Origin of the sequence: Pontivivens nitratireducens, from assembly GCF_011290545.1 — a bacterium.
GTDB lineage: Bacteria > Pseudomonadota > Alphaproteobacteria > Rhodobacterales > Rhodobacteraceae > Pontivivens > Pontivivens nitratireducens.
Genome location: NZ_CP049811.1, coordinates 1,131,924 through 1,153,312, shown reverse-complemented (window position 1 = coordinate 1,153,312; position 21,389 = coordinate 1,131,924). Strand labels below are relative to the sequence as shown.

General features: G+C 63.5%; 23 protein-coding genes and 1 tRNA gene. 17 read left to right on the top strand and 7 right to left on the bottom strand.

Features of this window, described 5'->3' with window-relative positions; genetic code table 11:
* Positions 1-79 precede the first annotated feature (79 nt).
* The gene (gene glyA / locus G8E03_RS05635) at positions 80-1,375 is read right to left on the bottom strand and encodes a serine hydroxymethyltransferase (RefSeq protein ID WP_166189590.1); all 1,296 of its coding nucleotides are present in this window, start codon (positions 1,373-1,375) and stop codon (positions 80-82) included.
* A 325-nt stretch (positions 1,376-1,700) separates the two neighbouring features.
* On the opposite strand from glyA, the gene G8E03_RS05630 reads away from it, so the two are divergent.
* The 7 genes from G8E03_RS05630 to G8E03_RS05600 all read left to right on the top strand — a co-directional run bounded on the left by G8E03_RS05630 (position 1,701) and on the right by G8E03_RS05600 (position 5,228).
* Positions 1,701-1,776, top strand: a tRNA-Glu gene (locus tag G8E03_RS05630).
* A gap of 196 nt (positions 1,777-1,972) precedes the next feature.
* A complete protein-coding gene (locus G8E03_RS05625) occupies positions 1,973-2,476 on the top strand; it encodes a type III secretion system chaperone family protein (protein ID WP_166189588.1) in 504 nt (167 codons plus the stop codon).
* A 23-nt stretch (positions 2,477-2,499) separates the two neighbouring features.
* A complete protein-coding gene (proC, locus tag G8E03_RS05620; RefSeq protein ID WP_166189585.1) occupies positions 2,500-3,321 on the top strand; it encodes a pyrroline-5-carboxylate reductase in 822 nt (273 codons plus the stop codon).
* 2 nt (positions 3,322-3,323) lie between these two features.
* Complete coding sequence (locus G8E03_RS05615; protein WP_166189583.1) at positions 3,324-3,749, top strand: phasin family protein; 426 nt, start codon at positions 3,324-3,326, stop codon at positions 3,747-3,749.
* 26 nt (positions 3,750-3,775) lie between these two features.
* Positions 3,776-4,087, top strand: coding sequence for a tRNA-binding protein (locus G8E03_RS05610; protein ID WP_166193911.1), 312 nt, complete (start codon positions 3,776-3,778; stop codon positions 4,085-4,087).
* Complete coding sequence (locus G8E03_RS05605) at positions 4,087-5,028, top strand: 2-hydroxyacid dehydrogenase (protein ID WP_166189581.1); 942 nt, start codon at positions 4,087-4,089, stop codon at positions 5,026-5,028. Before G8E03_RS05610 ends, G8E03_RS05605 begins: the two co-directional genes overlap by 1 nt.
* A complete protein-coding gene (locus G8E03_RS05600; protein ID WP_166189578.1) occupies positions 5,025-5,228 on the top strand; it encodes a SlyX family protein in 204 nt (67 codons plus the stop codon). The genes G8E03_RS05605 and G8E03_RS05600 overlap by 4 nt, the downstream gene beginning before the upstream one ends.
* A 37-nt stretch (positions 5,229-5,265) precedes the next feature.
* Here G8E03_RS05600 and G8E03_RS05595 read toward each other — a convergent pair whose 3' ends face one another.
* A complete protein-coding gene (locus G8E03_RS05595) occupies positions 5,266-6,942 on the bottom strand; it encodes an ABC transporter permease (protein WP_430693239.1) in 1,677 nt (558 codons plus the stop codon).
* Between the two features lie 209 nt (positions 6,943-7,151).
* Between G8E03_RS05595 and G8E03_RS05590 the strand changes: the two genes are divergently transcribed.
* Positions 7,152-8,783: an alpha-D-glucose phosphate-specific phosphoglucomutase gene (locus tag G8E03_RS05590; protein WP_166189576.1), complete on the top strand. Its 1,632-nt coding sequence runs from the start codon at positions 7,152-7,154 to the stop codon at positions 8,781-8,783.
* Between the two features lie 131 nt (positions 8,784-8,914).
* Here G8E03_RS05590 and G8E03_RS05585 read toward each other — a convergent pair whose 3' ends face one another.
* Positions 8,915-9,163, bottom strand: a complete 249-nt coding sequence (locus G8E03_RS05585) for an accessory factor UbiK family protein (protein ID WP_166189574.1) — start codon at positions 9,161-9,163, stop codon at positions 8,915-8,917.
* A gap of 132 nt (positions 9,164-9,295) precedes the next feature.
* Between G8E03_RS05585 and lgt the strand changes: the two genes are divergently transcribed.
* The 3 genes from lgt to pgeF are packed head-to-tail and all read left to right on the top strand — an operon-like array spanning position 9,296 to position 11,996.
* Positions 9,296-10,189, top strand: a complete 894-nt coding sequence (lgt, locus tag G8E03_RS05580) for a prolipoprotein diacylglyceryl transferase (RefSeq protein WP_166189572.1) — start codon at positions 9,296-9,298, stop codon at positions 10,187-10,189.
* Positions 10,186-11,244 (top strand): class I SAM-dependent methyltransferase, encoded by a 1,059-nt coding sequence (locus G8E03_RS05575; RefSeq protein ID WP_166189570.1) that lies wholly within the window; start codon positions 10,186-10,188, stop codon positions 11,242-11,244. The genes lgt and G8E03_RS05575 overlap by 4 nt, the downstream gene beginning before the upstream one ends.
* Positions 11,241-11,996, top strand: a complete 756-nt coding sequence (pgeF, locus tag G8E03_RS05570) for a peptidoglycan editing factor PgeF (RefSeq protein WP_166189568.1) — start codon at positions 11,241-11,243, stop codon at positions 11,994-11,996. The genes G8E03_RS05575 and pgeF overlap by 4 nt, the downstream gene beginning before the upstream one ends.
* 132 nt (positions 11,997-12,128) lie before the next feature.
* On the opposite strand, the gene G8E03_RS05565 is transcribed toward pgeF, so the two are convergent.
* The gene (locus G8E03_RS05565; RefSeq protein ID WP_166189566.1) at positions 12,129-12,632 is read right to left on the bottom strand and encodes an Lrp/AsnC family transcriptional regulator; all 504 of its coding nucleotides are present in this window, start codon (positions 12,630-12,632) and stop codon (positions 12,129-12,131) included.
* 208 nt (positions 12,633-12,840) lie between these two features.
* Here G8E03_RS05565 and G8E03_RS05560 point away from each other — a divergent pair, with 208 nt between their 5' ends.
* The gene (locus G8E03_RS05560) at positions 12,841-13,647 is read left to right on the top strand and encodes a mitochondrial fission ELM1 family protein (RefSeq protein ID WP_240910432.1); all 807 of its coding nucleotides are present in this window, start codon (positions 12,841-12,843) and stop codon (positions 13,645-13,647) included.
* A 50-nt stretch (positions 13,648-13,697) separates the two neighbouring features.
* Positions 13,698-14,684 (top strand): thioredoxin-disulfide reductase, encoded by a 987-nt coding sequence (gene trxB / locus G8E03_RS05555; RefSeq protein WP_166189561.1) that lies wholly within the window; start codon positions 13,698-13,700, stop codon positions 14,682-14,684.
* 2 nt (positions 14,685-14,686) lie between these two features.
* Here the strand turns inward: trxB and G8E03_RS05550 are convergent, their stop codons facing one another.
* The 3 genes from G8E03_RS05550 to G8E03_RS05540 all read right to left on the bottom strand — a co-directional run bounded on the left by G8E03_RS05550 (position 14,687) and on the right by G8E03_RS05540 (position 16,204).
* A complete protein-coding gene (locus tag G8E03_RS05550; RefSeq protein WP_166189559.1) occupies positions 14,687-15,451 on the bottom strand; it encodes a glycosyltransferase family 2 protein in 765 nt (254 codons plus the stop codon).
* Positions 15,452-15,554: 103 nt separating this feature from the next.
* Positions 15,555-15,779, bottom strand: a complete 225-nt coding sequence (locus G8E03_RS05545) for a DUF1150 family protein (RefSeq protein WP_205793271.1) — start codon at positions 15,777-15,779, stop codon at positions 15,555-15,557.
* An 11-nt stretch (positions 15,780-15,790) separates the two neighbouring features.
* Positions 15,791-16,204, bottom strand: coding sequence for an Hsp20 family protein (locus tag G8E03_RS05540; RefSeq protein WP_166189556.1), 414 nt, complete (start codon positions 16,202-16,204; stop codon positions 15,791-15,793).
* A gap of 228 nt (positions 16,205-16,432) precedes the next feature.
* Here G8E03_RS05540 and G8E03_RS05535 point away from each other — a divergent pair, with 228 nt between their 5' ends.
* From G8E03_RS05535 to G8E03_RS05520, 4 genes are all read left to right on the top strand, one after another.
* Entirely contained in the window at positions 16,433-17,611 is a 1,179-nt protein-coding gene (locus G8E03_RS05535; RefSeq protein WP_166189554.1) for an acetyl-CoA C-acyltransferase, read from the top strand.
* A gap of 28 nt (positions 17,612-17,639) precedes the next feature.
* A complete protein-coding gene (locus G8E03_RS05530) occupies positions 17,640-18,821 on the top strand; it encodes an acyl-CoA dehydrogenase family protein (protein WP_166189552.1) in 1,182 nt (393 codons plus the stop codon).
* Positions 18,822-18,830: 9 nt separating this feature from the next.
* Complete coding sequence (locus G8E03_RS05525) at positions 18,831-19,859, top strand: acyl-CoA dehydrogenase family protein (RefSeq protein ID WP_166189550.1); 1,029 nt, start codon at positions 18,831-18,833, stop codon at positions 19,857-19,859.
* A gap of 69 nt (positions 19,860-19,928) precedes the next feature.
* Entirely contained in the window at positions 19,929-21,380 is a 1,452-nt protein-coding gene (locus G8E03_RS05520) for a sensor histidine kinase (protein WP_166189548.1), read from the top strand.
* The last annotated feature ends 9 nt before the right edge of the window (positions 21,381-21,389 follow it).

Below are 21,389 nucleotides of genomic sequence, written 5' to 3'. Positions count from 1 at the left end.
TGAAGACAGGTGTTTCAGATTTTCAGGAGAGAGGGTGGGTGGAGGGCGACCAACTGGGGGCCGCCCTCGATCGTCAAACTTATAGCTCGGGGTAGATCGGGAAGCGATCGCACAGGTCCTTTACCCGCGCGCGGACGGAGGCTTCGACCTCGGCGTTGCCGTCCTCGCCATTCGCGGCCAGGCCATCGACGACCTCCACGATCAGCTTGCCGATCTGCTCGAATTCCGCCTCACCAAATCCACGGGTCGTACCTGCGGGCGTGCCGAGGCGGATGCCCGAGGTCACCATTGGCTTTTCCGGATCGAAGGGGATGCCGTTCTTGTTGCAGGTGATATGGGCACGGCCCAGCGCCTGCTCCGTGGCGTTGCCCTTCACGCCCTTGGGGCGCAAATCGACCAGCACCAGATGGGTGTCGGTGCCGCCGGTCACGATGTCGATCCCGCCCTTCATCAGCGTGTCCGCCAGCTTTTGCGCATTGGCGATCACCTGCGCCTGATAGGTCTTGAATTCGGGGCGCAGCGCCTCACCGAAGGCCACAGCCTTCGCAGCGATGACATGCATCAGGGGGCCGCCCTGGATGCCGGGGAAGATGGCGGAGTTCACCTTCTTGGCAATGGCCTCATCATTCGTGAGGATCATGCCGCCGCGCGGGCCGCGCAGGGTCTTGTGCGTCGTGGTGGTCGCAACATGGGCGTGCGGGAACGGCGAGGGATGGTGGCCTGCGGCGACCAGCCCGGCGAAATGCGCCATGTCCACCAGCAGGTAGGCACCGACGGAATCGGCAATCTCACGCATTTTGGCGAAATCGACCTGGCGCGGAATGGCGGAGCCGCCGGCGATGATCATCTTGGGCTGATGTTCCGTGGCAAGGCGCTGAACCTCCTCATAGTCGAGCAGGCTGTCCTGACGGCGCACACCATATTGTACGGCGTTGAACCACTTGCCCGACTGGTTCGGCTTCGCCCCGTGGGTCAGGTGGCCGCCTGCATCCAGGCTCATCCCCAGAATCGTGTCGCCCGGCTTCAGCAGCGCGGTGAACACGCCCTGATTGGCCTGCGAGCCGGAATTGGGCTGCACATTGGCGAAATCACAGCCGAAAAGCTGCTTGGCGCGGTCGATGGCCAGATTCTCGGCCACGTCCACATGCTGACATCCGCCGTAATAGCGGCGGCCGGGATAACCTTCGGCGTATTTGTTGGTCAGGACGGAGCCCTGCGCCTGCATCACGGCGAGGCTGACGATGTTCTCGGACGCGATCAGCTCGATCTCGTCGCGCTGGCGCGTCAACTCATCAGTCATGGAGCCATAAAGCTGGGGGTCGCGCTCGGCCAGGGGTTGGGTGAAGAAGCCTGCGTCGCGTACGGAATTGGGCATTGTCGTCTCCTCGATGGTATCGTGCATCTATGCGGGTTCGCTCCCGCCCATCACTGTCGCGAAACGACGCGGCAAAGCGCGGAACCGAAATTGATCCTGCCGTTGTCCTAAGCCGACGCGCGTCGCGGTGGAACCCTTAACAGGCGCAACCGTGCGCATAGCGGACAAACCGGGTTTCCGGCAGCACGCATGAGCGAACGATCCTGCGAATACGCGCGCAGGTGTAAACGCGCTGCAAAAAGCGGAAATTTGCCTCTTGCACCCCTGAAACGATTCTTCTAGTAACCCCTCACAGCGCGGCGACGACGACCACTCGCCACTGAATGCGCCCTTCGTCTAGTGGTCTAGGACGTCGCCCTTTCACGGCGAAAACACGGGTTCGAGTCCCGTAGGGCGTACCACTTCCTCTCATAGACATGACACCGGACACATCGCATCAGCGATCCTGTCACCGGACTGTCGTGAATTGACGCTTTACACAGCCGCTATCTGCAACCACGATATCTGGTAGGGCACGTGCATCCCACGCGCCCATATCGACGATCTGACCAGCCCTAGCGGGCCATCCTGCCGGGGCGCACCAAAAAGGAGCGCGGCATGGACACGCTGGAACATTACCTCACGGCAGAGGACGCAGACCCGATCGACATCGTGGAAACACTCGCCTCGCATCATGCGTGGGACTTCGATCGCGTTGCGGACAACCAGATCGCGATGGGCATCGAGGGAAGCTGGCAGACCTATTCGCTGAGCCTCGCCTGGTCCCCCCATGACGAGACGCTGCGCCTGGTCTGCACGTTCGAGCTGGATGTCCCCGCCGAGCGACGCCCCGCCGTGCTGGAGGTGATCGACGGGGCGAACGACACCCTGTGGTCCGGCAGTTTCACCACCTGGCCCGAACACAACATGATCGTGTTTCGCTACGGGCTGAACCTGGCCGGCGATGCCAGCGCCAGCGGAACCCAGATCGACGACATGATCGCCGCCGCGATCGAGGCATGTGAACGGTATTATCCCGCGTTCCAGATCAGTCTGGAGGATGGTGCCTGTCCGCAGCAGGCTCTGGGAATCGCGATGTCACAGGCGTATGGTCGGGCCTGACCTTAAACGTTTGCGGAGGCTCCATGTCGCTGGAGAGAATTGACCGTCAGGGCCTTGTCCTGCTCGGCTGTGGAAAAATGGGATCCGCGATGCTGGAGGGCTGGCTGGCGCGCGGCGTCGCGCCCTCCTCGATATCCGTCATAGATCCCTATCCGTCGGACCGGCTCGAATCACTGGCGCAACAGGGGTTGCGGCTGAACGAGGCGCCCCCCAAGGATCCCGCGATCTGCATTCTGGCGGTCAAGCCGCAGATGATGACGGACGCGCTGCCGCAGATCAGCGATCTGGCGCAGGGGGGCACGATATTCCTGTCCATCGCGGCGGGATCGACGCTGGCCTATTTCGAGCGGGTGCTGGGAGACAAGGCCGCCATCGTGCGCGCCATGCCCAACACACCCGCCGCCGTCGGGCGCGGCATCACCGCGATCGTAGGCAATGGCGCCGCCGGGGCCGAAGCGCTGGATCTGGCGGAGGAGCTGTTGCAGGCCGTCGGTCAGACCGTGCGGATCGAGGACGAAGCGCAAATGGATGCGGTGACGGCTGTTTCCGGCTCCGGTCCGGCCTATGTGTTCCATATGATCGAGGCGATGGCCGCCGCGGGTGAGGCACAGGGACTGGACCCCGAACTGGCAATGACCCTGGCCCGCGCGACTGTCGCAGGTGCCGGCGTATTGGCCGAGCAGGCGGACGAGACGCCTGAGCGACTGCGCGTCAACGTAACATCCAAGGGGGGCACCACCGCGGCGGCGCTGGCGGTCCTGATGGATGACCAAACCGGTCTGGCGCAACTGATGCGCCGGGCCGTCAACGCCGCGGCGGACCGCTCGCGCGAACTGGGAGAATGACGATGGACAAGAGCTTCAACCCCTTCGACCCCGAAGCGATGATGAAGATGATGCAGCAAATGCCCTTCGCGGACATGATGCCCAAGATGCAGGGCTTCGATCCTGCTGCGCTCAGCGACATGCAGAACCGCAACATGGAGGCGTTTCAGGCCGCAAACTCCGCCGCGTCCGAGGCGTACAAGGATCTGTTCAGCAAGCAGGTCGAGATGATGAAAACCATGATGAGCGAGGCCAAGACCTCGGCCGAGGCCGCCCGCGATCCGGCCAAGGCGCAGGAGGTCATGGCCGCTGGCGTGCAAAAGGCAATGGATCTCAGCACCGAACTGGCGACCGAGGCCCAAAAGGCCAACGCGCGCGCCTGGGAAATCGTATCCGCCCGTATGCGCGATTCCATCGCGGAGCTGGAACAGATGGCGAAGCCGAAGTGAGCGACGAGATCAGCTTCGACGACTTCATGAAAGTCGATGTCCGCGTGGGGGAAATCCTCCGCGCGGAAATCTTTGCCGAGGCGCGCAAGCCCGCGATCAAGCTGTGGATCGACTTCGGCGGCGAGATAGGTGAGCGCAAGAGCTCCGCCCAGATCACGGCGCATTACGATCCGACCGTCCTGGTCGGCAAGCAAGTGATGGCGGTCGTAAACTTCCCGCCGCGCCAGATCGGACCGTTCATGTCAGAGGTCCTGGTGCTGGGCCTGCCCGACGCATCGGGTGAGATTGTCTTGGTCGGACCGGACGGTCCCGTGCCCGTCGGGGGACGGATGCACTGATGAAGATCTTCGTGACCCGGCGACTGCCCGACAGCGTCATGGCCCGCGCGCGCGGCATGGGCGCGGAGCTGCACGACAGCGATACAGCTCTGAATGACACGGACCGTGCCGCCCTGCTGCGCGATTATGACGCCGTGGTGTGCACGCTGGGCGACAGGTTTTCGGCGGATATGTTCGCCGGTGATCCGCGCTGCCGCCTGATCGCGAATTTCGGCGTCGGCTACAACCATATCGACGCCGATGCCGCACAGGCTGCGGGCATCACCGTGACCAACACCCCCGGCGTTCTGACCGATGCGACCGCCGATCTGGCGATGGCGCTGATGCTGATGGCCCTGCGCCGCGCCGGTGAGGGGGAGCGGATGGTCCGCGCGGATGCGTGGCCCGGCTGGACGCCAACGCAGATGCTGGGCCAAACCGTCACCGGGCGGACACTGGGCATCGTCGGCATGGGCCGGATCGGTCAGGCAATGGCGCGCAGGGCGCATCACGGCTTTGGAATGCAAATCCTGTATTACAATCGCTCGGCCAAGGATTTGAATTTTCCGGCGCAACGGCTCGACACGGTCGAGGATTTGGCCGCACAGGCCGATGTGGTGGCAATCCATGCTCCCGGCGGCGCGGATACCCGGCATCTGTTTGGTGCCGCCGCGATCGCCGCGATGAAACCCACGGGAGTTCTGATCAACACTTCACGCGGGGATGTGGTGGATGAGGGCGCGCTGATCGAAGCCTTGGAGTCCGGCGCGATCTACGCCGCCGGTCTGGACGTGTACGAGGCCGAGCCTGCCGTCCCTGCCCGTCTGCGCGCACTGGACAACGCCGTGCTGCTGCCGCATCTGGGCTCAGCCACATTGGAGGTACGTGAAGCGATGGGAAACATGGCGCTGGATAATGTCGAGGCATTCGTGGCGGGGCGTCAGGTGCCCAATCCGGTATGAGCGATACGGTCCGAATGCAGGAAGCCCTGGCCGAGGCCTTGCGCGTGGTCGAGGATCTCAACGAGGTCGTCACCGATCAGGCGAATCGGATCGAGTTGCTGGAGCGTCGCGTCAACATGCTGATGACCCGCGCAGCGGAGCAGGAGGCGGATCAGGCCAGCGGTCTGCCCCTGTCGGATCAACGGCCCCCGCATTATTGAGGCTGAGCGCCAGTATCGCTACAGCACACCCTCATGGTTACAGCACACCCTCGGCCTGCGCGGCGTCTGGGCGGCGGCGCGGGCGGGCGGTTCGACGCTCCCCTATCGAGCGACAGACCAGGATCACAGGCAACAATCCGAACGCCACGATCACCAGGCTGGGAACCGCCGCCTGCGTCAGCCGTTCGTCTGCCGCCAGCCGGTGCGCCTGCACCGCCAGCGTGTCGTAGTTGAACGGGCGCATGATCAGGGTGGCCGGAAGCTCCTTCATCACATCGACGAACACGATCAGCAGCGCGGTCATCATCGTGCCGCGCAGGATGGGGAAATGCACCCCCGTCAGCACCCGCCCCGGCGACAGGCCCAGCGTGCGCGCCACCGCATCGACGTTCGGCGCGACGGTGCCCATGCCCGCGTCGATGGCCGACAGGGCCGCCGCGATGAAGCGGGACATATAGGCCACCACCAGCAGCCAGATCGAACCGGTGAACAGCAGCCCAGTGTCGATGTTGAACCGTGCCTCCATCACTGCGTCGATGGCGTTATCCAGATGGGCGAAGGGCACCAGCAGACCCACCGCGATCACACCGCCCGGCACGGCATATCCCAGACCGGCCAGCAACAGCATCGCCGTCGTCCTGCGCCCCGGTCGCAGGCGCGCGGCGAAGGCCAGAAGCGTCGCGGCCGCTACCGTCAGCACCGCAGCGATGCCCGCCAGCGTCAGTGAGTTCGCCATGAAGGCGCGATAGCGCGGGTCGAGCAGGCTCTGATCCGCTTTCAGCGCCATCAGGCCCAGCATGATGATGGGAATGACAAAGCCGACCATGACCGGGATCGCACAGGCCGTGAAGGCAAGCAGTGCCCGCACACCTGACAGCCGTGTCGCATCCATCGCGGACAGTTGCCCCGAGACACCGCGCATATGCGCCCGCGCCCGCCCGCGCTGGATACGCTCCAGCGTTGCCAGCAGCAGGGCGAAGCCAAGCAGGCACAGCGCCAGTTGCGCGGCCGCCGCCCTATCGCCCATGGAAAACCACGCCTGATAAATCCCGGTGGAGAAGGTCTGCACCCCGAAATAGCTGACCGTACCGTAATCCGCGATCGTCTCCATCACCGTCAGGGCAACGCCGCCGGCGATGGCGGGCCGTGCGATCGGCAGGCAGACGCGGCGAAACGCCTGCCACGGGGTCTGACCCAAGGTGCGCGCCGCCAGATAGGCACTGGCCGATTGCTGCCTGAAGGCGGACCGCGCCAATAGATAGACGTAAGGATACAGACAGATGATCAGCATCATCGCCGCACCGCCGGTGGATCGAACCTCGGGGAACCAGTAGTCGCGCCGCCCCCAGTCGAACAGCGCGCGCAGGCCGGTCTGCACCGCACCCGGATAATCCAGCAGCGTGGTATAGGCATAAGCCAGCACATAGGCCGGAAAGGCCAACGGCACCGCCAGTGCCACCTCAACCAAACGTCGGCCCGGAAAATCGTAGAGTGTGACCAGCCACGCCGCGCCGGTCCCCACCACCGCCGTTCCGGCAGCGACGCACAGGACCAGGATCAGCGTGGTGCGGATGTATCGCGGCAACACGGTCTCGGCCAGCATTTCCCAAGTCTGCAAATCGCCCAGCAGCGCCGCCACGATAGCGGCACACATCGGCAACACGCACAGCGCGGTCACGATCCAGCCCAGTCTGCTTATGCCGTTCTCGCTCACAAGACCCTCAATCCCGACTTCACTGCTCAGGAATAGAACGCCACCGGATCGAGAGCAAGGTCAGCGGAATGCACTTGAGGGCACCCCCACCCGGCCCGCCGCAGTGCACATTGCAGGAAAACCATGCTGGATTCGCGGAATGCACCCGGGCGGCCTTGCGGTTAAACCCGGTTTACAGCACTGTTTTGCGCAAACGTGGGGAGATACATATGCAGGCCGCTACGCATGAAACCAGACCTATCGGCGGACAAAAGCCGGGAACGTCGGGATTGCGCAAGAAAACCAAGGTTTTCATGACCCCGCATTACGTGGAGAACTTCATCCAATCGACCTTCGATGCGATTGGCGGGGCCAGCGGCAAGACCTTCGTGATCGGCGGCGACGGGCGCTATTTCAACGAGGAAGCCATTCAGGTGATCCTGCGTATGGCTGCGGCCAATGGGGCCGAACGCTGTATCGTCGGCATGGGGGGGCTGCTGTCCACGCCCGCTGCCTCGAACCTGATCCGCGTGCGTGGCGCGGATGGCGGTCTGATCCTCTCGGCCTCTCACAATCCCGGCGGGATAGATGAGGATTTCGGGATCAAGTACAATACGGCGAACGGCGGCCCCGCGCCGGAATCCGTCACGCAGGCGATCTTCGAACGCACACAGAGCCTGACGGAATATCACATCGTCGAAACGCAGGATCTGGATCTGGGCACCATCGGGCACAGCACGCTGGGCGGGATGTCGGTCGAGGTCGTGCACCCGGTTGCGGATTACGCGGCGCTGATGTCCTTCCTCTTCGACTTCGACGCGATCCGACAGTTGTTCGCATCCGGCTTCACCATGAGCTTTGACGCCATGCATGCCATCACCGGCCCCTATGCGCACGAGATTCTGGAGGCCCAGCTGGGTGCACCCGCCGGCACTGTGGTCAACGGCACCCCCTCGCCCGATTTCGGCGGCGGCCATCCCGACCCGAACCCGGTCTGGGCGCATGAATTGATGAACCGCATGATGGGGCAGGACGCGCCGGATTTCGGCGCGGCATCGGATGGCGATGGCGATCGGAACATGATCGTGGGGCGCGGCATCTATGTGACCCCGTCCGACAGCCTGGCCGTGCTGGCGGCCAACGCGCATCTGGCACCGGGCTATGCCGACGGCCTGATGGGGGTGGCGCGATCCATGCCGACCAGCCGCGCGGCGGACCGGGTGGCCGAAAAGCTGGGCATCCCCGCATTCGAGACTCCGACCGGCTGGAAATTCTTTGGCAACCTTCTCGACGATGGTCAGGCGACCCTGTGCGGTGAGGAAAGTGCCGGAACCGGCTCCGATCACGTACGTGAGAAGGACGGATTATGGGCGGTCCTGCTGTGGCTCAACATTCTGGCCGTGCGCGGGCAGAGCGTGGCCGACATCCTGCACGATCATTGGGCGACCTACGGGCGCAATTACTACTCCCGCCACGATTACGAGGGGGTAAATGCCGGCGCGGCGGAGGCGATGATCGACGATCTGCGCGGGCGGCTGGACAGTCTGCCCGGCACCGAATTCGGAGCGCTTCGCGTGATCGAGGCGGACGATTTTTCCTATACCGATCCGGTGGACGGTTCGGTCGCCGCGCATCAGGGCATTCGTATCGTGCTGAGCCAGGGCGCGCGCATCGTGATGCGGCTGTCGGGCACCGGAACGGTGGGTGCGACCCTGCGGGTCTATCTGGAAAAGGTGGAGGAAGACCCCACGAAATTCGACCGCGATCCGCAGGAGGCGCTGTCAGACGTGACCGACGCGGCGGAGGCCATTGCGGGCATTCGGGCCGCCACGGGCCGCGACGCACCGGACGTGCGCACCTGACCGTTGCTTAAAGCCATGACGCGGGCCTCGCTCGCAGCCCTGTCGCCATGTCATTTTAACTGGCCCACTTTAACCGGCCATGACCTTCCCTCCTCACATCGGTCCAAGCGAGGAGGGAAGGCCGTAAAGGATTACCCCGAATGCTTCGCTTCGAGCGCCACGATCCGCGCTTCGAGGGATGCGTTCTCCTCGCGGGCCTTTTGCGCCATGGCGCGAACGGCGTCGAATTCCTCACGCGTGACGAAATCACGATCGGCCAGCCAGCGGTCCATCAGGTTCTTCACGGCATTCTCTGCCTCGGAACGGGCGCCCTGCGCCACGCCCATCGCGTTGGTCATCAACTGGCTCACATCGTCCAGAATACGGTTTCTGCTCTGCATCGGTTCATTCTCCTGTCACTGTGGCATTTGATATGGGAGCGGCACAGCCCTGAGGCAAGCGTGACTTGACTTCCCCGTCCTGTCATGGGGTAGGGAACGCAGTTCAACATGAGGCCCAAGACGAGGTAGGCCATGCCCTTTCCAGATATCGACCCTATCGCATTCCAGTTCAGCGTGTTCGGCTTTACCCTGGCGCTGCGCTGGTATGCGCTCGCCTATATCGTTGGCATCATCGCGGGGTGGAGGGTGGCGGCCATGGTGACGCGACGCGATGCCCTGTGGGGTGGCCCCTCGCCGATTACGCCGAAACATCTGGAGGATTTCGTCACCTGGGCGATCCTCGGCATCATTCTGGGTGGGCGTCTGGGCTACGTCCTGTTCTATCAGCCCGGTTATTTCCTGAGCAATCCGGCCGATATCCTGCGCGTCTGGGATGGCGGGATGAGCTTTCACGGCGGGTTCATCGGGATGGGCGTGGCGATCGTCGCCTTTGCTATGCGCAGCGGTATCCCCATCCTCAGCCTGGCGGACATCATCGGCCTGGTCGCCCCCATCGGCCTGTTGCTGGGTCGGGTGGCGAATTTCGTGAACGCGGAATTGTGGGGCCGACCCACCGACATGCCGTGGGGCGTCGCCTTTCCGGGCGCACGAGCACAGACCTGCCCCGATTTCTGGCCCCTCGCCCCCGGGGAGCCGTGCTTGCGCCACCCCTCGCAATTATACGAAGCCGGGCTGGAGGGGATCGTGCTGTTCGGTGCTCTGCTGCTGGCGGTCTGGGGGTTCAAGGCGCTGCGGCGTCCGGGTCTGGTCACGGGGATGTTCTTCATCGGGTACGGGCTGGCGCGGACCTTCGTCGAGTTTTTCCGTCAGGGTGACGCGCAATATGTCAGCGTCGGCAATCCGTTCGGTCAGGTCATCCGCTTCGGTGACAGCGCATGGGCGGGGTTGAGCATGGGGCAGATCCTGTCCCTGCCGATGATCGCCCTCGGCATCGCGTTCGTGCTGTGGTCGCGTCGCAACGCATGAGCGAGCTGGGCGACATCGTGCGGCGACAGATCAGTCTGTCCGGCCCGATCAACATTGCGGATTACATGACCCTGTGCCTGCAGCATCCGCAGCACGGCTATTACATTACGCGCGATCCGTTCGGCGCGGCGGGCGACTTCACCACCGCGCCCGAGATCAGCCAGATATTCGGAGAGATGATCGGCCTGGCACTGGCCCAGATCTGGCAGGATCAGGGCGGTGGAGAGATGGTTCTGGCCGAAGCCGGACCGGGTCGAGGCACCCTGATGGCGGACATCCTGCACGCGACCGCACGGGTGCCGGGTTTTCACAGCGCAATACAGGTCCACCTGGTTGAGACGTCGCCCGTCCTGCGAACGCGACAGCGTGAGGCACTGCACCCCCGCCCGGTCACATGGCACGACAGCGTCGGGGATCTGCCCGATGGCCCGGTCCTGTTCGTGGCGAACGAATTCTTCGATGCGCTGCCGATCCGCCAGTTCGTGCGGCAGGGCCGTGGTTGGGCGGAACGCGCCGTGGGATTGCAGGACGGTGCCCTGTCCTTCGGTTTGTTGCCGGCATCGACGCAACCTGTGCTCGACGATCTGTTTGCCGGTGTGCCCGAGGGCACGCTGGTCGAATGGTGTCCCGCCGCCGCGCCGATCCTGCACGACATCGCCGCACGGGTGCGGCAGGGCGGGGCGGCACTGATCCTCGATTACGGGGCGCGCGACGGCACGGGCGATACCCTGCAGGCGTTGCGCGCGCAGGCGCCGGTCAATCCGCTGGCCACCCCCGGTGAGGCTGACCTGACGGCACATGTGAATTTTGGGCATCTGATCCGCGCGGCGGGCCTGCCCCACGGGATCGAGGATCAGGGCGCGTTTCTGGAACTTCTGGGCATCACCGCCCGGGCGCAGCAACTGGCCCGGCACCATACGGGTATTGCCGCCGCACATAGAAGGTTGACGCATCCGCAGGAAATGGGAACGCTGTTCAAGGTATTGGGGCTGAGCGCACATGCGCCCCTGCCCGGCTTTCGCAATTTTACCACCAAGGGTGTTCAAGTCCGATGACACTGGAAATTCTCGTCTCCGATGGGTTGTCCGATGTTCGGCACGGGTTTTTCACCCGCCGGGGCGGGGCATCGTCGGGCATTTTCGGCGGCCTCAATTGCGGGCCGGGATCGTCCGATCAGGCGGAGGCGGTGCGCATCAATCGCACCCGCGTCGCGACCGCGATGGGCGGCACGCTCGACAGTCTGATCTCACTGCAACAAATCCACAGTCCCGATGTGGTCACGCTGGACGCCATTCCGGCGGAGCGTCCCAAAGCGGACGGCATGGTGACACGGCACGAAGGGTTGATCCTGGGCATCCTGACCGCCGATTGCGCGCCTGTACTGTTCGCTGACAGCGCGGCGGGCGTGATCGGTGCGGCCCATGCCGGCTGGAAGGGGGCCGTGGGCGGCGTGCTGGAGGCGACGGTCGCGTCCATGCTGGCGCTGGGTGCGACACGTGAAGGCATCCATGCCACCGTCGGCCCGACAATCAGCCAGCGCAATTACGAGGTCGGACTGGATTTCATGGATGACGTCCTGGCGGAGGATGGCGGCAACACCCGGTTCTTCGCCGGGGGCCGCAGTGATGACAAGGTGCAGTTCGACCTGCCCTCCTATGTCGTGGCCAAGCTGCGCAATACCGGGGTCACCGCGGAATGGACCGGACATTGCACCTATGCGGAGCCAGACCGGTTCTTCTCCTTCCGCAGAACGACCCATCGGGGTGAGGTCGATTACGGGCGTCAGATCGCGTGTATCCGTCTGTGAGCTGCAGACGACCCTCAGCGGTGGGATCAGCAACCGCCACCGGCGCGGACTGGCGTTCTATACAGCTGAAAAACTGACGCAGCAGGACGGAATTCGTGAGATCGTGCGCGCACGCAGGTCCGCACAGGGCAATTAAAGCGCGCCGTCCGCGACCCGCGCTTCCAGCACGTCGAACGGCACGCCCGGCTCGTTCTTCGCGTTGCGGATCACCAGCGATGTCTTGACGCTGGCCACATTGTCCGCCGAGGTCAGATCCTCAGTCAGGAAGCTTTGAAAACTCGACAAATCGGGGGCCACGCATTTGAGGATGAAGTCGATCTCACCGTTGAGCATATGGCACTCACGCACCAAGGGCCACGCACGGCAGGCCGCCTCGAACGCGGAAAGGTCCTTCTCCGCCTGCGACCGCAGCGACACCATCGCGAAGACCTGCACCTCGAACCCCAGTTCGCGGGCATTCACGCGTGCATGATAATCGGTGATATATCCCGTTTCCTCCAACGCGCGGACGCGGCGCAGGCAGGGCGGGGCGGAGATGCCAACGCGGCGTGACAGCTCCACGTTGGTCATACGTCCATCAGCTTGCAATTCGGCGAGGATTTTGCGGTCGATCGGGTCGAGCTTGATGCTGGGCATGGGGGCCTTTAGGTTCGTTACGTGGAAGCCCACGCCAATTTTTCCGTATGATAGGCAAAAGCTCACGGGAACGCAATAATATTTCAGGGACACGCAATAATTGTCACGCAAACGTCTCAACATTGCGATCGTCACGGACGGAAGACCCGCGAACCGTGTTCAGGCCGAGGGGCTGGCACAGGCCATTTCGCGATGTCAGGCAGCGGATATGAGTGTTCATGACGTTCAGGTCAATCCGTTCTGGCGCGGTATGGCGCTGCGACTGACGCGCCATGGATACGGGAAGGCACCGCAGGCGGATCTGGTCATCGGGGCCGGCAGGCGTGGCAACGTGATGGCGGCGCAGGCCCGCAGGTTCGGTGCCAGGGCCGTCGCGATCCTGGCCCCGACCGTACCGCTGAACTGGTTCGATCTGGTGATCACACCGGAGCATGACGGACTGGAGGCACCGAATGTCATCACGACGCTCGGCTCGCTCAACACCATGACACCGCAGCGGATCGCGGAGGCGGCCGAGGGGCTGCCCCCCCTCCCCCCCCGCGCGCTGGTCGCGCTGATCGGGGGGGCATCGAAAAGCGCGGAGTTCGGTCCGCGCGAAACCGACGCCCTGATCGCGGACCTGTCCCGGTTCGAAGCGGCGGGATACACCCTTTACGCCACGCCATCGCGCAGGACGCCGCAAACCGTGATCGACGCGCTGCGCGCACGCTTTGCACGGATGACGGTCTGGGACGGTTCCGCGCCCAACCCCTATCCGGGATGGCTGCACATGGCGGATGCAATCCTGGTTACCCGCGACAGCGTCAACATGATCAGCGAGGCGGCGGCGACGGGTCTGCCGCTCTATGTCAGCGGCGGCGGACCGCTCGCCCCGAAATTCGCGCGGTTCCAGCAGGCGCTACACGCGCGCGGCATTATCAGGGACGCGGCGGACGGCCCCGCCCACTGGACCTACCCCCCCCTGCGGGAGGCCGATCGCATCGCGCCCATGGTGATCGAGCGCATCGGACTTTAACCCGGCGGCCCGGGTCGCTATATCGTGGACCAGCCCGAAGGAGCCATATCATGTCCGACACACGTCACACCCGCCTGCTGATCATCGGCTCCGGCCCCGCAGGATATACCGCCGGGGTTTACGGCGCCCGCGCCATGCTGGAACCACTGCTGATTCAGGGCATCCAGCCCGGCGGGCAGCTGACCACCACAACCGAGGTTGAGAACTGGCCCGGCAACGCCGAGATTCAGGGCCCCGACCTGATGGTCAACATGGAGGCCCACGCCAAGGCGATGGGCACCGAGATCGTCGCCGACTACATCACCTCGCTCGACCTGTCGAAGCGCCCGTTCACGGCCTTTGCCGACAGTGGCACCACCTATACCGCCGACGCACTGGTGCTGGCGACCGGGGCGCAGGCAAAATGGATCGGCTTGCCGTCCGAGGAGAAGTACAAGGGCTTCGGCGTGTCAGCCTGCGCCACCTGCGACGGCTTTTTCTATCGCGGCAAGGAAATCGTGGTGATCGGCGGCGGCAACACCGCGGTGGAGGAGGCGCTGTTCCTGACCAATTTCGCCTCCAAGGTCACGCTGATCCACCGCCGGGATGAGTTGCGGGCCGAAAGGATCCTTCAGGATCGTTTGATGAAGAACGAGAAGATAGTGCCCTTGTGGTTCCACGAACTGGACGAGGTTATTGGCGACGACGCGCCGCTGGGCGTCACCGGCGTGCGGGTCAAGGACGTGCGCAGCGGTGAGACTCAGGTGATCGACTGCGCCGGCGTGTTCGTCGCCATCGGTCATGCGCCCGCCTCGGAACTGGTGGCGGACAAGCTGGAGACCCACATGGGCGGCTACGTCAAGACGAAGCCGGATTCCACCGCGACCTCAATCCCCGGCGTCTTCGCGGCGGGGGATCTGACTGATCACATCTACCGGCAGGCCGTGACCTCCGCCGGGATGGGCTGCATGGCCGCGCTGGAGGCGGAACGCTTTCTGGCGGAAAACGAGGGGGATACGGTCAGCGAACCCCTCGGCTATGGCGCAGAGGTCGCCTGACCCTAGCGGTCGGTGGCCTTGGCGAGCATCTTCGCGATGCGCAGCCACCGACCGAATGCCGCGATGATCGAGAATGCGAACCCTTTCCACCCACCGAAGATATGGCGTCGAAACACCCACACCTTGATAAACTGCATCGGCATTTCGGTAATCAGCCGCACACGTAGCAACCCTTGCGACTTGTCTTTTCCAGCTTTCACCTGGAACGTCGTGAGAGGGTCGATTTTCTGGACCAAAGCCCCCCAGCTCGAAAACGAGTAATGGTAAATCGGGCCGTTCAGCTGAACTTCTGGCGCATCCTGCTGTCCCACGACCCGATCATAAAGGGGATGGTCGCGATACCGACCGGCAGCTTTGTGATAAAACCGCACGACATTGTAATCATCGGCAAAGGGGCGTGGCTTGCTGTCGCCCGGATAGACGTTGAGGATGCGGATACGGAACAAAGCAGGCTTCGCATCGGGCAGGATCGCGTCGATCTCATCCCGCAAATCGGGCTGCACGACCTCATCCGCGTCGATGTTCAGCAGCCAGTCGTGGGTGCAACGATCCTCAGCATACCGTTTTTGGGCCCCATAGCCCGCAAAGGGATGATGAAAAACCTTGGCACCCGCTGCCTTAGCAATAGCGATGGTATCGTCGGTACTGCCGGAATCGACTACGATGATTTCATCGGCCCAGTCGCGAACCGCGCTCAGAGTACGCCCCAGTCGATCCCCCTCGTTCAATGTGATCAGAAAGACGGAGATAGGGGGTCTGGCAGACATCGGAACCTCAACTTGCGCTTCGCCACAACCTGTACTGTTTCACAGCTGCTTTCAAAGGCCGTTTACAGACGGTTCATCGAAAAGCATGGGGCGTTCCTATAGGTCAATGTACGCTGACGGGTGCCATCTCGTTTTGCCGCGCGACGATGAAGGCCGTCGCCCGGTCTGCGACCAGCGCGATCCGCTCACCCGTATTGGTGTGGATCGCATAGATCGTGGCCTGATCAATCTGGTCGCGAACCTCCTGCGGCAGGTCTGCGGTTGCCACCTGACGCACGTAGACGGTGCGCTCAGTCATCCGGTCGGGTGTGTCGATTTCGTTCGTCATGATATCCCCTCCTACGCGCGATTGATTTCGATGGTCTGGATCACCCTGTCGGGGGATTTGCGTTCCAGCACGATGTTGAGCAATCCGTGTTCCAGCACCGCGCCGGTGATTTCCACCCCCTCGGCCAGAACGAAGGATCGGCTGAACTGGCGCGCGGCGATGCCGCGATGCAGGAAAACCCGCTCATCCTCCGATTCCACCTGGCGCCCGCGGATCATCAATTGGCGATCCTCGACCGTGATGGAGAGGTCTTCTTCAGCGAAGCCGGCGACGGCCAGCGTGATGCGGTAGGAGCGTTCGCCCACCTGCTCGATATTATAGGGGGGATAGCCTTCGGATCCGGCCTTGGCCGTGCGTTCGACCAGCCGGTCCAGCTCCTCGAATCCGAGCAGGAAGGGATGCGACGCAAGTGTGTGTCGTGTCATTGTCAGTGTCCTCATAAAGCGACAGCGAAGGCCCCGCGATGCAGCGACCTTCGATATGCAATATGGGAACGAAACCGCGCACACTCAAGATGCTTCGTCCTCCGAGGGGGCAAGCTGGGTGCGGAAGGCGATGCGCTGAGGGCGTAACGCATGCGACGCGACGTCAGGCGCGCATGGTGTGTGAACAACGCTAAGCTTCGACAAAACACAACTTTTGGGGAGGCCACCATGCGTGAAGCCGTCATCGTATCATCCGCCCGTTCGGGGCTAACCAAGGCCGGACGCGGCGAATTCAATCGCACTCACGGTGCAAAGCTGGGCGGTGACGTGATCGCCGAGACCGTGCGCCGTGCGGGAATCGATCCCGCCATGATCGAGGATTGCGTGATCGGCTGCGCCTATCCATCCGGCACCACAGGCGGCAATATCGCGCGCCAGATCGTGATCCGCGCCGGTCTGCCGGTCAGCATCGCGGGTGCGACGGTCAACCGGTTCTGTTCGTCCGGCCTGCAATCCGTTGCCATGGCCGCGAACTATATCGTCAATGACGGGGCAGACGCCGTGATCGCCGGCGGGATCGAGAGTGTCAGCATGATCTCTCCCAAACCCGGCCCGATGGACGAGGATCCGTGGCTGCTCAAGCACAAGCCCGAGATCTTCCTGCCGATGATCGACACGGCGGACATCGTGGCTCAACGCTACGGCATCAGCCGCGAGCGGCAGGACGCCTATAGCCTGCAATCGCAACAACGCTATGCCGCTGCTGTCGAGGCGGGAAAATATGACGAGGAGATCATGAAGATCGAAACCGTCATGGCCGTACAGGATCGGGAGACGAAGGAGATCTCCGAGAAAACCGTCAACGTCGATCACGACACCTGCAACCGGCCCCAGACCACGCTCGAAGGCCTTGCCTCGTTGGAGCCGGTGCGCGGTGAGGGCAACTTCATCACTGCGGGCAACGCCTCGCAACTGTCGGACGGCGCGGCGGGGGTCATGCTGATGTCGGCGGACGCGGCGAAGGCCGAGGGGAAGCAGGCGCTCGCCACCTTCCGTGGTTTCGCCGTCGCGGGGTGTGAGCCGGACGAGATGGGCATCGGCCCGGTCTTCGCAGTGCCACGCCTGCTGGAACGAGCGGGAATGAAGGTCTCGGACATTGACCTGTGGGAACTGAACGAAGCATTCGCCTCGCAGGTGCTGTATATTCAGGACACGCTGGGCATCGAGGACGCCAAGCTGAACGTCAACGGCGGCGCCATCGCCATCGGCCATCCGTTCGGCATGACCGGCGCGCGTCAGGTCGGCCACATCATCCGCGAGGGGCAGCGCACCGGCGCGAAATGGGCGGTGGTGACGATGTGCATCGGTGGCGGACAGGGGGCCGCGGGGCTTCTGGAAATTCACTGAAGTTGAGATTTGAACCCGGAGAAATCGCATGAATCTGGATTTTACGCCTGAACAGGATGCCTTCCGCGCAGAAGTGCGCGCCTGGCTCGACGAAAACCTGTCCTCACGCCTTGCCGACAAGGTGCGCACGTCCAAGCATCTCAGCAAACAGGACATGGAGGACTGGCACGCGAAGCTGCACGCACGCGGCTGGCTGGCCAACCACTGGCCCGAGGAATATGGCGGCCCCGGCTGGGGCCCGGTGGAGAAGTTCATCTTTGAGGATGAGTGCGCCATGGCCAACGCACCGCGCATCGTGCCGTTCGGTGTCAGCATGCTGGGCCCGGTGCTGCTGAAATACGGCTCGGACGAACAGAAGGCGCATTACCTGCCCCGGATCCTCGACGGCACCGACTGGTGGTGTCAGGGCTATTCCGAACCGGGCGCGGGATCCGATCTGGCCAGCCTCAAGACGACGGCGGTAAAGGAAGGCGATCACTACATCGTCAACGGACAAAAGACGTGGACGACGCTGGGCCAGCACGCCGACTGGATCTTCTGCCTCGTGCGGACCTCGAAGGAGGGCAAGCCGCAGGAGGGGATTTCCTTCCTGCTGATCGACATGAAGACACCAGGCATCGAGGTGCGCCCGATCCACCTGCTCGACGGCGATCATGAGGTGAATGAGGTCTGGTTCAGCGACGTGAAGGTGCCTGTCGAAAACCTCGTCGGGCCCGAGAATCAGGGCTGGACCCTCGCCAAGTATCTGCTGACCTATGAGCGGACGGGCATTGCGGGTGTCGGCTTCTCCACCTCCGCGCTGGCGGAACTGAAGGCCGTCATCGGCAAGACGGAAAAGGCCACAGACCCGCTGTTCGCCGCCCGTGTCGCCCGCGTGGAAATTGCGCTGGAGAACATGAAGACGACGAACATGCGCGTTCTCGCCTCCGCCGCCGGGGGGGCCGCGCCTGGGGCCGAAAGCTCCCTTCTCAAGATCAAGGGCACCGAAATTCGGCAGGAGATCAACGCCCTGTTCATGCGCGCGATGGGACCGCAGGCGCAGCCCTTCATCTCCGAGGCGCTGGAGGAGGGCTATAACGGCCCCGAAATCGGGCCGGAGGGCGCCGCGTGGGCGGCCAAGGACTATTTCAACAACCGCAAGCTGTCGATTTTCGGCGGCTCCAACGAAATTCAAAAGAACATCGTCTCCAAGGCGATGCTCGGATTCTGAGGACCCGACATGGATTTCAACCCGACGGACGACCGCCGTATGCTCGGCGACACGCTCGACCGGTTTTTGACCGGGCGCTACGACCACACCACACGGATGAAGATCGCGGGCAGCGACGCCGGTTGGTCGCGTGAAATGTGGGCGGAGATGGCCGAACTGGGCCTGATCGGCGCCCTGTTCACCCAGGATCAGGGCGGTTTCGGCGGCGAAGGTGCCGACATTGCGCTGATCTTCGAACGGCTGGGCCGCGCATTGGTCGTGGAGCCCTTCCACGGCACGCTGGCAGCGGCGGCGCTGACACAGGATCAGCGGGACGAGGTCATCGCCGGTGCCTTGATACCGATCTTTGCCCATTCCGAGGCAGGCACAGCCTTCGACCCGGATCGCCTGAGCGCGAAAGTGGAAAACGGCGTTCTGACCGGCAGCAAGGTCGCTGTGGCGAATGCTGAGGCCGCCGATATCTTCGTCGTCTCCGCGATGGAGGGCGACACCCCTGCCCTGTTCGCCGTGCAGGCCACCGATGCGCACCTGACGCCCTATCCCCTGATGGACGGCGGACGCGGTGCGGATGTCCGATTCGACGGCGCATCCGCGACCCGGTTGGACATGGCCCTTACCGATCTGCTCGACACCATTCTGCTGGCCCTGTCGGCGGAGGCATTGGGCCTGATGGAGCGGTGCAAGGACACTACGGTCGAATACCTCAAGACGCGCAAGCAGTTCGGCGTGCCGCTGTCCAAGTTCCAGGCGCTGCAACATCGCGCCGTCGATATGGTGACGGAGATCGAGCAGACCCGATCCGCCGTCATCAATGCCGGCCACCATCTGGGCACGGACAAGGGGGCAAAATACGCCGCCGCCGCCAAATACACCGCCGCCACAACCGGACGTCTGGTGGCGGAGGAGACGATACAGCTGCATGGCGGCATCGCGATGACATGGGAATACGATGTCGCCCACGCGGCCAAGCGGCTGGTGATGACGGCGCAGATCATGGGGGACGAGGATGTCCACCTGATGCGTTTCGCCGCACTCTGACCGCTGACTGTACGGAACCGGTCTGCGCGGTGTACAGTACCGCGCAGAAACCGGACCGGGACGCTCGCAATGTTCAACTCACTGGCAGGACGGGTCCTCGCGCTGACGGTGATTTTCGTCATGGTTGCGGAAATCCTGATCTTCGTGCCGACCGTCGCCCGCTTTCGCACGGACTATTTGCAGGAACGGCTGGAGCGGGCGCAGATCGCCTCGCTCTCTATCCTTGCGACACCCAACGACACGATTGCCCCGGAACTGGAGCAGGAGCTTCTGGCCAATGCGGGGGTGACCAATATTGTTCTGCGCCGCGACTTCATGCGCGAACTGGTCCTGACCTCCCCCATGACGGACATGGTGGCGGAGACCTATGACCTGCGGCAGGCGGGACCTGTCGAACTGATAAGCGATGCGCTGTATGTGATGGCCCTGGGGGGGGATCGCCTGATCCGGGTGATCGGATTGCCCGTGCAGGGCGGTGGCACCGCGATCGAGATCACCCTGCCCGAAACACCGCTGCGTGAAGCGCTGATCAGCTATGGCTTGCGTATTCTGGGATTGTCGCTGCTGATCTCGGTCATCACCGCATCCCTGCTGCTGACGGCGGTGGACCGCTTCATCGGTGTGCCGATCAAGCGGGTGATCGGCCATATGGCGGCGTTCCGGGATGATTATCAGAACCCCGACAGGGTGATCCGCCCCGAATCCAACCTGCGTGAATTTCGCAGCGCCGAACAGGCGATGTCCGACATGCAGGTGCGGCTGATTTCCGCGCTTCGTCAAAAGGACCGCCTCGCCACGCTGGGCGAGGCGGTGGCCAAGATCAGCCACGATCTGCGCAACATGCTGACCACGGCCACTCTGATAGCGGACCGGTTGGAAAATTCCGCCGATCCCGCCGTCCGTCGCACGGCGCCCAAACTGATCAACTCGCTCAATCGTGCGGTCAGCCTGTGCGAAAGCACCCTGAGCTTTGGCAAGGCCGAGGAAGCCGCGCCCGAACGGCGCATCGTCGATTTGCACGCCCTGGTCGACGATGTGTTCGACGCGGAATTGCTGGTCCGCGACGGAGGCGGGGGAAGCCGCGTAAGCTTTGCCAACGAGGTCGCGCCGCAGACGAGGATCGAGGCCGATCCCGAACAGTTCTACCGCGTTCTGCTCAACCTGGTGCGCAACGCACGGCAGGCGATGGAAAACCAGCCCGAAGGCGGCAAGGTCGTCATTGCCTGCGACCCACGGCCCGGCGAACATTGCATCACGGTCAGCGATACCGGGCCGGGATTGCCGACCAAGGCGATTGAACATCTGTTCAAGCCGTTTCAGGGCGGACAGCGGCGCGGGGGCAGCGGGCTCGGCCTCGCGATTTCGGCGCAACTGGTGCTGGGTCATGGCGGACGGCTGGAATTGGCGGAAACAACGACGGCGGGAACCACCTTCGTTATCACGCTTCCGACCCGAGATTTGCGCCTGGTCGCCCAGACCCCGATTTCGCCCTTGCAAACCCGAATGGGCGGCGATAGGTAGCCTCCACGA